Raw genomic sequence first — 11863 nt, forward strand, 5'->3', positions numbered from 1 at the left:
GAAGTTGCCGCGGCGACCAGCCAGCGACATGCAGAGTTGAGTAGTGCGATTAATCATGGGAAATTGCCTCTGCATGAGTGAGCAGATATTGCTCCGCCTCACCGGACCAGATCCCCTGATGACGCGCCAGAATCGCCGCCAGTGCTTGATCCTGAATCTGCGTGAGTGACGTCAGCGGCAGGTATTTCCCGGTATACACCAGCTTTTTGCCGCCGCCGACGGCAGGCAATTCAAGCGTGGTTTCGCCCGCGGCATTCAGCCCAAGAATATGTGTTACCACTTTTGCGGCCTGCACTTTTTTCTCTTCGATCAGTTTGACCGCCGCGCGCATGTCATCGGTATTGCCGCCCGATGTGCCAACATAATGAGTAAAGGCATAATGCACATCGTAGAAATTAATTGGCGCGCTGAAGTGCTTATCCTGCGGTCCGGCGAAGAAATTCAGGCAACCATCTGTCGCCAGCAAGGAAGAGGCGAGAGTCACCAGTCCTTCATTAGGCACAAAGACGAAAATATCATCGAAGCCGTGACCGCCACTCAGCGCCATTAGCGTATCAAATGCTGCATCGGTGGCATTGAGATAATGAATCAGTGTTTGCGGTTCTGATGGATAGTGCTTGCGCGCATAACTCAATTTATCGTTGTCGGTATCGGTAATGACGAGCAGCGACGGGTTAACGGGTCCATGTAGCGCATAATCAATCGCCAACAGTCCCATTGGTCCGGTGCCGCCGAGGATCAGCGTGCGCCCTTGCGGGCGAATCCCCATCGTGTGGTTATAACTACCTTCCTGAAGATGATAGTTGGCGTTGAACGCGCCAATCACGCAGGAAAGCGGTTCAACCAGCGAGCCTTCAAAATAGGTTTCGCCGTCGTATGCCAGCAGGCAATCTTGTTCCATGACCTCGTTGGGAATAACCACATGTGTGGCTTCACCACCCACCCACGGGCAGGAGTAGCCGGGGCAGTCCGGGCGGTCGGGGAGTTGCAGGTTGGCCTGAATCACATAACGCTGACCCGGCTGGAATTTGTGCTGCCACTTTTTACCCACGGCCAGAATATCGCCGCAAAACTCGTGGCCGATGATGATTGGGTTGGTCGCCACATCGTCGGGTACTTTTTTATGGTTTTCACCCAGGTTGGCCTCTTTCCAGGAAGAGAGGCACAGGCTGTCAGTGACCACCGTCGCGAGGATTTCATCCTCCTGCATTTCAGGAAGGTCAAAGGTTTCCAGGCGTAAATCACGTTTACCATAAAGACGCAGAGCTGTTGTTTTCATAAACCACCTCATGTTGAGCGATGGCCCCGGCAGTCGTGCCGGGGCGAAGAATCAGGACAGGAAGCCCAGCGCATTGCCGATAATCCCTAAGCCAAACAGGGCGAAAATCAGCCATACCGGGTTAATTTTTTTGTTGAGCAGACGCACCATCAGCAGCGTCAGACCGAGCGCCAGCAAACCAGGACAAAGTTGGTCGAGAATGTTCTGCACGGTCATGGTGACGGTGGAGCCATCGGCGGTATGCGTTTGTGAAACCACCAACGGTACGTTGATTGACGTCCATTTGGTGACCAGCACGCCCATCACAAACAGTCCGAGAATCGACGCGCCTTCGGTGAGTTTTTGCAGCACATTCCCGCCCATATCGCTGACGATATTCACCCCTTTGCGAAAGCCGAGCTGTAGGCCATACCACTTCATCGCCAGACGCACCGCGTTGAAAATAAAAAAGAACAGCAGCGGGCCGAGAATGTTGCCCGAAAGTGCCAGAGATGCGCCGAGCGCGGCGGTAATAGGGCGCAGCGTTCCCCAGACCAGTGGATCGCCAACCCCTGCCAATGGTCCCATCAGACCGACTTTGATGCCGTTAATGGTTCCGTCATCAATTTCCGCGCCGTTGGCCCGCGCCTCTTCCATGGCGGCAGTGACGCCGATGACCGGGCCACATACGGCTGGCGTGGTATTGAAGAACACCAGGTGTCGCCTGAGCGCCGCAACCTGATCCTCTTTTAATGGGTAAAGTCGCTTGATGGCGGGGATCATGTCGTAGCAAAAGCCCAGCCCGTGAATACGTTCAAAGTTAAAGGACGCCTGTTGCAGGTTGGAGCGCAGAAACATGCTCACCAGATCGCTGCGTGTAATTTTTCTCTGTTCCATGATGGCTCCGTTAATCGTCAAGTTGGTCAAGGGCGGTGGAGGCGGTGGCCTGGAGTTGAGGTTCAGCTTTACGCCACTGTGGATTTAGCTGGATGTAGACCAGGGCCATGATCACGCCGACGCCACCGAACGCCAGCAGACTGAGATCGAGGTAGCCACCTGCGAGGAAACCGAGGAAAAAGAAAGGCATCAAATATTTCACGCCCATCATACGTAGCACCATGGCGTAACCGACCACCACGATAAAACCGCCAGCAATCTGTAGTCCTCGGGTCACAAATTCGGGAATGGCGTTTAACATATTGCTGACCATATCGGCGCTGACGAACAGCGAGACAATCAGTGCCGGAATAGCAACGCGCAGCGCCTGCACGCCAAGCGCGGAGACATGCAGAATATCGAGAGTGCGAAACCGTGCCTCTTCCGCTGCTTTATCCGCCGCGTGCTGGAACACTACGGTGATGGTACGTGCAAACACCGTCAGCACCTGGCCTGCCGCAGCCACAGGCAACGCGATGGCGATTCCGGTGGCGATGCTTTGCTGACCAACGATAACCAGAATGGCGGAGATTATGCTGGCGAGTGCAGAGTCCGGAGATTGCGCCGCGCCGACGTTCATCCAGCCGAGAGCTATCAATTCCAGCGTACCACCGAGTATTATTCCGGTTTTTAAATCACCGAGAATTAAACCAATCACCGTACAGGCAATTAACGGGCGATGAGTCTGGAATTCATCCAGCACGCTGCCCATTCCGGCAATACAGGAAAAAAGAAATATAGCAATAATTTGTAGGGTACTTATTTCCATGATTTGTCACCTTTTAAGTGTCGTCATCCCTGCCTGTTAAAGCATATGTACACAGGCGCTATTATTTAATTTGCGATTAACTGTTCGTTTATTTTGTCGATAATATTGATTGAGGGATCTGACGCTACGACGCGTAAATCCAGTATGACGCCAAGATTATTTAACTCATGAAATGCGTTAATATCATCATCATCTAATGAAACCGCTTTGGTTAACTGTTTTTTACCGGGCCGCCAGGCCATGCCGCCAATATTTAGGGTGCCTATTTTTACCCCCTGGCGAACCATCGCTAAGGCATCCTGTGGGCGAGTGAAAAGATAAAAAACGGTTTCGTCCTGATATTGCGGGTTGTGATAAACCGCGACGGCTTTTTCAATATTGACCACGTTAACCTTCATTCCCGGTGGCGCAGCCTGACGCAATAATGTCCGGCGAACTTCATCGTTATAAACTTCGTCATTGCAGATAATAATGCGCTGGGCGTTAGCCACTTTCGACCAGACGGTAGTGACCTGACCGTGGATCAGGCGGTCATCAATGCGGGCGAGCGTAATGTTCATCAGAAATCCTCCTCTGTCGTTGCCAGTTGTTTCCAGACAACGCAGGTTTGCTTTGCGATTTGCGTCAGGTGTTCACACAATTCATCAACATTCATGCTGTCCTGGTTATCAACCAGTTCGAGCGCCAGCGGCAGAGAAAGTCCGCTGATTACCCGCAGACGAGGATTGCGCATCGCAAGCATCGCTGCCGCATTCCACGGGCTGCCGCACTGTAAATCCACGGCAATCAGCCACTCATCTTGACTGTGAATGCTTACTAACTTTTTCAGCTTTGCTACGATGTCTCCGGCGTTTTCACCGGGCACAAATTCAACGGCTTCAACATTGGTGTTGCCGTAAACCATCTGAACCGATTCCAGCATGGCGCAAGCTAATTTGCCGTGGGCACAAAAAATGGCGTTGACCATAAAGCCTCCTTATCCGCGCGTTTTGCCGCCCGCAATGTTAGTGGTTACTCCGGTGATGTAGCTGGCGCGTTCAGACAACAGATAACAAACAAAATCAGCGACTTCTGCTAATCTTCCGGCGCGCCCAATAGGAATGGCGTTTTTGGTATAGCCTTCACGCAGCTGCTCGACGGTGATATTGCGCGTCCACGCCAGCGCCTCTTCATATTCCGGCGTGCGTAGCCCGGTTTTTTCCAGAATCCCGGGCGCGATACCGACCACACGGATACCGTGTTTACCCAGCTCTTTCGACCAGGAGCGCGTGAAGCTATTGAGCGCGGCTTTGGTAGCGGCGTAACAGCTTTGGCCTTCTGAGCCTTCCAGTCCACTTTCTGAGGAAACATTCACAATCACGCCATCATGTTGTTTGACCATCTGTCGCGCCACCGCCTGCGACATCAGAAAAACGCCTTTCTGGTTGATATTGACCATTTTTTCGAATGCAGCTTCGTTGAGTTCATACTGCCCGGCAGGCGCTTTCTCATCGACCAGCAGACGCGGGAAATTGACCCCGGCGTTATTGACCAGACCGTCGATGCGACCAAAACGCTGGATAATTTCCGCTACCGTATGATTTACCTCTTTGGCGCTGGAAATATCGGTCGGCCAAAACTGATAGCCTTTATGAACTTCATATTGACCATCGCCACCGTGAATATCGACCATCTGTACGTTTGCGCCTTGTGCTAATAATTCCTCTACAATCGCCAGACCAATACCGGATGCGCCGCCGGTGACGATAATGATTTTATCCTGCAAATTTAACCACGTTTGCATAACAGACTCCTGATTTTAGATAATAGGGACCCGCCGTAATTTTTATTACGATAATCATCGGGAAGATTTTTATTTCAGTAATAGTTCAGCTGTGCTGCTATTCGTTACCAGACAATTAATATATTTTCCACGCAGTGCACCAATAATTCCGCTGTATTTTTCTTCACTCATGGCAATGCCAATGGAATATCGTGCCTGCTTTAATTTATTCATTTCGATAGAGAGTGTTTTTTCGCTCATATTCGTTTCAACCATTGCGCCGTGAATATCAAAAAAGCGCGAGCAAATATCGCCAGCAACCTGGCGGGCATTCAGGTCGTCACTCTCTTCACCACCATAAAACGCATGCCAGTTAGCGCCGTCGCGAATGGCCGGTGAGCCAATTCCCACCAGGGCGACATCCAGATTATCCCAGTAGGCAGAGATGGTTTTAAAGTGCTGAGACTGCATGATCCCATTACGAATTAAGGGGTTATCCAGCAGAGCCGGAAAATCCGCGAGATGCGATTCCCCTTTCAGCTTCGCAGCCGCGCTGTAGGTTAATGTGTTTACGTGATAGCGGCTTTCGAGTTTACCGGACGGTCCGCCAATAATTGGTACGCAGATTAACTGCCGCGATTGCCCCGCCTGCGGCAAGTTTTCAACCAGTGCGCTCACCGCGCGACCCCAGGAAAAACCGACAATATCGCCAGGCTCCAGCAAGCGATCCAGCAGTTGCGCGCCGTGTAACCCCATCATCGCCAGTTGAGTCTCTTCATCCTCATCATTTCCCGACACCACCACAACGTCTTTCAGGCCAAACTTTTGCTTCAGTTGCTGCTCCAGCCAGAGATTTTCGTTGTAGTCATAGTTGATGGCGATGGTGACAATTCCCTGATCGCGGCCTCGTTTAAGCAAGCGGCTGATGGTGGTGCGGTAAATACCCAGTTCGCGCGCGATTTGCGCCTGCGTCATATCCTGTTCGTAATAGAGTTGGGCAATCTTCACAATCAAACGGATATCGTCACTGTTTTCCATTGCCGCCTCCTGGTTCTGCACATTTGTGCAAATACGCTTTCTCACCGCTTGATCTGATATAACCCCATCATGATGGCCTTTCAAAGCGATTTTTCACTCTTTGCATGGGGAGAAATAGCGCTTTCTCTTGCACATTTGTTTCTCTGCGTAGTAGTTATCAGCACAGGTGTGCAGCGATTCGTAATATGTTGATTATCCTTATTTTGACAGGCAAATTTGCATTGTACTTCCGGAGACACTTTTGTGATAAAAGGCGTGGCAGATCACATTTAATTTCGACGTTGCCGCATAACCCTGTTTTTCCCCGCTAAGAGGTACGGTATATTCCGCGTTTTACAGGAGAATTTATGCTGCCCGACTCATCAGTCCGTTTAAATAAATACATCAGCGAAAGCGGAATTTGCTCACGCCGCGAAGCGGATCGCTATATCGAGCAAGGCAATGTGTTCCTTAATGGCAAGCGAGCCACCATTGGCGATCAGGTGAAACCCGGCGACGTTGTGAAAGTAAACGGTCAGTTGATTGAGCCTCGGGAAGCCGAAGATTTGGTACTTATCGCCCTGAACAAGCCCGTCGGTATTGTCAGCACCACCGAAGATGGCGAGCGCGATAACATTGTCGATTTCGTTAACCACAGCAAACGCGTGTTCCCAATTGGCCGCCTGGATAAAGACTCCCAGGGGCTGATTTTCCTCACCAATCACGGCGATCTGGTGAATAAGATCCTCCGTGCGGGTAACGATCATGAGAAAGAGTATCTGGTGACGGTCGATAAACCGATTACCGATGAATTTATTCGTGGTATGGGGGCGGGGGTGCCGATCCTCGGGACGGTGACTAAAAAGTGCAAAGTCAAAAAAGAAGCGCCGTTTGTCTTCCGCATTACCCTGGTGCAGGGGCTGAACCGTCAGATCCGTCGCATGTGCGAGCATTTCGGCTATGAAGTGAAAAAGCTGGAACGTACGCGCATTATGAACGTCAGCTTAAGCGGCATTCCACTGGGGGAGTGGCGCGATTTAACCGACGATGAGTTAATCGACCTCTTTAAGCTCATTGAAAATTCCTCTTCCGAGGCAAAACCTAAAGCGAAGGCTAAACCGAAAACGGCGGGCATCAAACGTCCAGTCGTTAAGATGGAAAAAACGGCAGAAAAAGGCGGTCGCCCGGCGTCCAACGGTAAGCGTTTTACCTCGCCGGGGCGTAAAAAGAAGGGGCGCTAATCAGCGCCTGCCGCGCGTCGACGTATTTGCTGACCAGCTAAATGACGCTTCAGGATCCGGTTTATAAGCCTGCTTTTTCTTTAACTGGCGGGCTTTTTTCGCTTCAGCCTCACGCTCGACCATTAATTTATCGATGTACTCTTTCTTAATGCTGTTGGTTTCGGAGTTGGTCAGCACGCGACCATGTGCAATCCGCGCCCGATCCAGCAGTGTTTTAAGTTCACGCTGCTCGCGTTCAGTCATCTCTTTTTGGGTAATACGGGGGAGTGCCATGATGGTGCCCTCAGTGAGCCAGAGAGTTCAGTGTACGGGAATTCGTTTGCGAGCAGAACTGATAATATTCATTTTGCCTTCTCTTAACTATTTATCTCTTTCGATAATTAATTAGAGATGCAGATAAAAAAATTAAAGGCAATTATTCTCCGATAAAGACGCTGGTTAACAGAGTACAGGCTCGTTTATTGATGAGCATAGTGACAAGAAAATCAATACGGCCCGAAATATAGCTTCCAGGCCATACAGTATTTACTCAAACAAATTAAAATGCAGCTTCTGCACCACCTGCTCGGCATCTTCGCCGGGCACCAGGAAGCACAGGTTATGGCTGGATGCGCCATAACAAATCATGCGAATGTTGAACGGTTCCAGTACGCCGAATACCTCTTTGCCAACGCCGCAGGCTTTTGACAGGTCATTGCCAATCAACGCGACCAGCGCCAGACCTTCTTCCACCTCCACCCGGCACAGTGCGGAAAGCTCCATCAGCAGAGATTGCGTCAGCAACGTATCGCCAGTGGAGGTTGAACCGGTGGTATCAAGGGTTAATGCCACGCTCACTTCTGACGTGGTGATTAAGTCTACCGAAATATTATGCCGCGCGAGGATGCCGAAAACTTCCGCGAGGAAGCCGCGAGAATGCAGCATATTCAGGCTGTGCAAAGTGAGCAGAGTCTGATTGCGACGAAGCGCCAGCGCGCGGAACAGCGGCGGATTTTCAGTTTTATTGCACACCAGCGTACCACCTGCGCGTGGGTCTTTGCTGGAGCCGACAAAGACCGGGATATCGCTGCGTACTGCGGGTAGCAACGTTGCCGGATGCAGTACTTTTGCACCAAAAGTTGCCATCTCTGCCGCTTCGGCAAACGCGATTTCATCAATGCGTTTTGCTGCGGAAACTACGCGTGGATCGGTGGTGTAGATGCCCGGGACGTCGGTCCAGATATCAACACGAGATGCGTGTAAAGCCTCCGCCAGCAAGGCTGCCGTATAATCGCTGCCTCCACGGCCAAGCGTCGTTGTACGGCCTTTATTTTCGCTACCGATAAATCCCTGGGTGATCACTAAGCCTTCATTGAGACGTGGGAGCAGCTGCAGCGCGGCCAGTTCCGCCAGCGCGGCTATATCTGGCTCTGCACGACCAAATCGGTCGTTGGTACGCATCACTTTACGTACATCAAACCACTGTGCCTGAACATCGCGTTCGCGCAGGATCTCAACAAACAGCAGGGTCGACATCAGCTCGCCGTGGCTGACCAGCTCATCTGTCAGCGCCGGAGACGTTGCCAGCGCCGCCGCTTCTGCCAGAACAGTAATGTTCTCCAGCAGACGTTCAATCTCTTCACGGATAACGTTCGGGTAACGCAGACGTTCCAGAATGGCAAACTGGATGTTGCGGATAGCGTCGAGTTTTTCGAATCGCTCGCCAGGTTCCAGTCCTTCAGCTAAAGCGACCAGCAGATTAGTGATACCAGCAGAAGCCGAGAGGACAACTAAACGCACGTTGGCATCAGAAAGCACAATATCAGCGCTGCGGTTCATGGCGTCAAAATCAGCTACGCTGGTACCGCCAAATTTGGAGACAACAATTTCAGACATAACTACCTCGTGTCAGGGGATCCATTTTCAGCCTTGGCACAAGGGAAGAGCGGAAGACGGGTGGGCGCAGAGCGATACTTCGCTACTATTTTCACCCAGAAGTGCTCCACCACTTGCGAAACGCCCGACTGCGAACGCTTCTGGTGACAACCCAGGGGATTCAGCCCCTGTAGCCGATGATGAACGTGGCCAGCCGTTCAATCACCTCGGCGATGCACCCCCTCAGGTGTTATCACAGGACTGGCTCCTCCAACACCGTTACTTGGGCAACGCGCCTCTTCTGGCCTGCGCTAGCGCAGGTAGTACATTTATAAATAAAGGGTGAGCGGGGCGGTTGTCAACGACGGGGTCATGCGGATTTTTCATCCACTCCTGGCGGTCAGTAGTTCAGCTAATAAATGCTTCACTGCGCTAAGGGTTTACACTCAACATTACGCTAACGGCACTAAAACCATCACATTTTTCTGTGACTGGCGCTACAATCTTCCAAAGTCACAATTCTCAAAATCAGAAGAGTATTGCTAATGAAAAACATCAATCCAACGCAGACCGCTGCCTGGCAGGCACTACAGAAACACTTCGATGAAATGAAAGACGTTACGATCGCCGATCTTTTTGCTAAAGACGGCGATCGTTTTTCTAAGTTCTCCGCAACCTTCGACGATCAGATGCTGGTGGATTACTCCAAAAACCGCATCACTGAAGAGACGCTGGCGAAATTACAAGATCTGGCGAAAGAGTGCGATCTGGCGGGCGCGATTAAGTCGATGTTCTCTGGCGAGAAGATCAACCGCACTGAAAACCGCGCCGTGCTGCACGTAGCGCTGCGTAATCGTAGCAATACCCCGATTCTGGTTGATGGCAAAGATGTTATGCCAGAAGTCAACGCGGTGCTGGAGAAGATGAAAACCTTCTCGGAAGCGATTATCTCCGGTGAGTGGAAGGGTTATACCGGCAAAGCAATCACTGACGTAGTGAACATCGGGATCGGCGGTTCTGACCTCGGCCCGTACATGGTGACCGAAGCACTGCGTCCGTACAAAAATCACCTGAACATGCACTTTGTTTCTAACGTCGATGGGACTCACATCGCTGAAGTGCTGAAAAAAGTAAACCCGGAAACCACGCTGTTCTTGGTAGCATCTAAAACCTTCACCACTCAGGAAACCATGACCAACGCCCATAGCGCGCGTGACTGGTTCCTGAAAGCGGCAGGTGATGAAAAACACGTTGCGAAACACTTTGCGGCGCTCTCAACCAATGCCAAAGCCGTTGGCGAGTTTGGTATTGATACTGCCAATATGTTCGAGTTCTGGGACTGGGTCGGCGGCCGTTACTCTTTGTGGTCAGCGATTGGCCTGTCGATTGTTCTCTCCATCGGCTTTGATAACTTCGTTGAACTGCTTTCTGGCGCACACGCGATGGACAAGCATTTCTCCACCACGCCTGCCGAGAAAAACCTGCCTGTCCTGCTGGCGCTGATTGGCATCTGGTACAACAATTTCTTTGGTGCGGAAACTGAAGCGATTCTGCCGTATGACCAGTATATGCACCGTTTCGCGGCGTACTTCCAGCAGGGCAATATGGAGTCCAACGGTAAGTATGTTGACCGTAACGGTAACGTTGTGGATTACCAGACTGGCCCGATTATCTGGGGTGAACCAGGCACTAACGGTCAGCACGCGTTCTACCAGTTGATCCACCAGGGAACCAAAATGGTACCGTGCGATTTCATCGCCCCAGCTATCACCCATAACCCGCTCTCTGATCATCACCAGAAACTGCTGTCTAACTTCTTCGCCCAGACCGAAGCGCTGGCGTTTGGTAAATCCCGCGAAGTGGTTGAGCAGGAATATCGCGATCAGGGTAAAGATCCGGCAACGCTTGACTACGTGGTGCCGTTCAAAGTGTTCGAAGGTAACCGCCCGACCAACTCTATCCTGTTGCGCGAAATCACTCCGTTCAGCCTGGGTGCGTTGATTGCGCTGTATGAGCACAAAATCTTTACTCAGGGCGTGATCCTGAACATTTTCACCTTCGACCAGTGGGGCGTGGAACTGGGTAAACAGCTGGCGAACCGTATTCTGCCAGAGCTGAAAGATGATAAAGAAATCAGCAGCCACGATAGCTCGACCAATGGTCTGATTAACCGCTATAAAGCGTGGCGCGGTTAATCATCGTTCATGCCTGATACCGCTATGTAGGCCGGATAAGGCGTTTACGCCGCATCCGGCAACTGGTGCCTGATGCGACGCTTTACGCGTCTTATCAGGCCTACAGGTCGATGCCGATATGTACATCGTATTCGGCAATTAATGCATAGCACGATTAATTAAATAACCTTAAAAACAATGCCGACTATAAGTCGGCATTGTTTTATCAGATAAATCCCCTTGTCTGTGATTTAACGGAAATCATACCGTGAGGTTAATCCTAAAATAGATTTTTAATCGTGATTGATTTCGGAAAATACTCAGATTAATTACTTTTACTTTTATTTTAACACTATGATTTTTAATGTTATTTATATATAAGTTGTAGCTTATATTTGATATTCATTCCAATTATCCTAAAACCCCATCTCTAATTCCCCGCGCCGTAATTCGCATGCTTTAGTTGTGTATACTCGATCCCGCCCGAAATGTTTTTGGGTAAATCTCCATTCATTCAATGAAGGGAAATTGTTATGAAAAAAGTTCTGTATGGCATTTTTGCCATATCTGCGCTTGCGGCGACTTCTGCGTGGGCTGCACCTGTACAGGTGGGCGAAGCGGCAGGGTCGGCAGCAACGTCGGTTTCGGCGGGTAGTTCCTCCGCGACCAGCGTCAGCACCGTAAGCTCGGCGGTGGGTGTCGCGCTCGCGGCAACCGGTGGCGGTGATGGTTCTAATACCGGGACCACAACAACCACGACCACCAGTACCCAGTAATAAAGTATGTATCCCCAAAATAATTCGAGTCATCGCATCTGCAGCTTGAAGTATGAAGGGGATTAACCATAACCAC

Annotated in this window: 12 protein-coding genes and 1 riboswitch; of the genes, 3 read left to right on the forward strand and 9 right to left on the reverse strand. The window is 50.9% G+C overall.

Annotated features, from left to right (window positions below):
* Positions 1-49: 49 nt before the first annotated feature.
* The 7 genes from sorE to HUZ68_RS00770 all read right to left on the reverse strand — a co-directional run bounded on the left by sorE (position 50) and on the right by HUZ68_RS00770 (position 5763).
* Entirely contained in the window at positions 50-1279 is a 1230-nt protein-coding gene (gene sorE / locus HUZ68_RS00740) for an L-sorbose 1-phosphate reductase (protein ID WP_033814898.1), read from the reverse strand.
* 51 nt (positions 1280-1330) lie between these two features.
* On the reverse strand, positions 1331-2155 hold the full coding sequence (locus tag HUZ68_RS00745) for a PTS system mannose/fructose/sorbose family transporter subunit IID (RefSeq protein ID WP_033814899.1): 825 nt from the start codon (positions 2153-2155) through the stop codon (positions 1331-1333).
* Between the two features lie 10 nt (positions 2156-2165).
* Entirely contained in the window at positions 2166-2963 is a 798-nt protein-coding gene (locus tag HUZ68_RS00750; protein ID WP_000406317.1) for a PTS mannose/fructose/sorbose transporter subunit IIC, read from the reverse strand.
* Between the two features lie 65 nt (positions 2964-3028).
* A complete protein-coding gene (locus HUZ68_RS00755) occupies positions 3029-3523 on the reverse strand; it encodes a PTS sugar transporter subunit IIB (RefSeq protein WP_001027853.1) in 495 nt (164 codons plus the stop codon).
* Positions 3523-3930: a mannose/fructose/sorbose PTS transporter subunit IIA gene (locus HUZ68_RS00760; protein ID WP_001612155.1), complete on the reverse strand. Its 408-nt coding sequence runs from the start codon at positions 3928-3930 to the stop codon at positions 3523-3525. The genes HUZ68_RS00755 and HUZ68_RS00760 overlap by 1 nt, the downstream gene beginning before the upstream one ends.
* A 9-nt stretch (positions 3931-3939) precedes the next feature.
* A complete protein-coding gene (locus HUZ68_RS00765; protein WP_001195440.1) occupies positions 3940-4746 on the reverse strand; it encodes an SDR family oxidoreductase in 807 nt (268 codons plus the stop codon).
* A 69-nt stretch (positions 4747-4815) separates the two neighbouring features.
* The gene (locus tag HUZ68_RS00770; RefSeq protein ID WP_001308198.1) at positions 4816-5763 is read right to left on the reverse strand and encodes a sugar-binding transcriptional regulator; all 948 of its coding nucleotides are present in this window, start codon (positions 5761-5763) and stop codon (positions 4816-4818) included.
* Positions 5764-6110: 347 nt separating this feature from the next.
* On the opposite strand from HUZ68_RS00770, the gene rluF reads away from it, so the two are divergent.
* Positions 6111-6983, forward strand: a complete 873-nt coding sequence (gene rluF / locus HUZ68_RS00775) for a 23S rRNA pseudouridine(2604) synthase RluF (protein ID WP_000936361.1) — start codon at positions 6111-6113, stop codon at positions 6981-6983.
* Here rluF and HUZ68_RS00780 read toward each other — a convergent pair whose 3' ends face one another.
* Entirely contained in the window at positions 6984-7256 is a 273-nt protein-coding gene (locus HUZ68_RS00780; RefSeq protein ID WP_001207638.1) for a YjbD family protein, read from the reverse strand.
* Positions 7257-7508: 252 nt separating this feature from the next.
* Complete coding sequence (gene lysC / locus HUZ68_RS00785; RefSeq protein WP_001290309.1) at positions 7509-8858, reverse strand: lysine-sensitive aspartokinase 3; 1350 nt, start codon at positions 8856-8858, stop codon at positions 7509-7511.
* 91 nt (positions 8859-8949) lie between these two features.
* Positions 8950-9146, reverse strand: a riboswitch (Lysine riboswitch).
* 236 nt (positions 9147-9382) lie between these two features.
* Between lysC and pgi the strand changes: the two genes are divergently transcribed.
* Positions 9383-11032, forward strand: coding sequence for a glucose-6-phosphate isomerase (pgi, locus tag HUZ68_RS00790; protein WP_000789986.1), 1650 nt, complete (start codon positions 9383-9385; stop codon positions 11030-11032).
* 512 nt (positions 11033-11544) lie between these two features.
* Positions 11545-11787 carry an exopolysaccharide production protein YjbE gene (yjbE, locus tag HUZ68_RS00795; protein ID WP_000757333.1) on the forward strand — a complete coding sequence of 81 codons (243 nt, stop codon included), beginning with the start codon at positions 11545-11547 and terminating at the stop codon, positions 11785-11787.
* Positions 11788-11863: the final 76 nt, after the last annotated feature.

The sequence above is a fragment of the Shigella dysenteriae genome (assembly GCF_022354085.1).
Taxonomy (GTDB): Bacteria; Pseudomonadota; Gammaproteobacteria; order Enterobacterales; family Enterobacteriaceae; genus Escherichia; species Escherichia coli.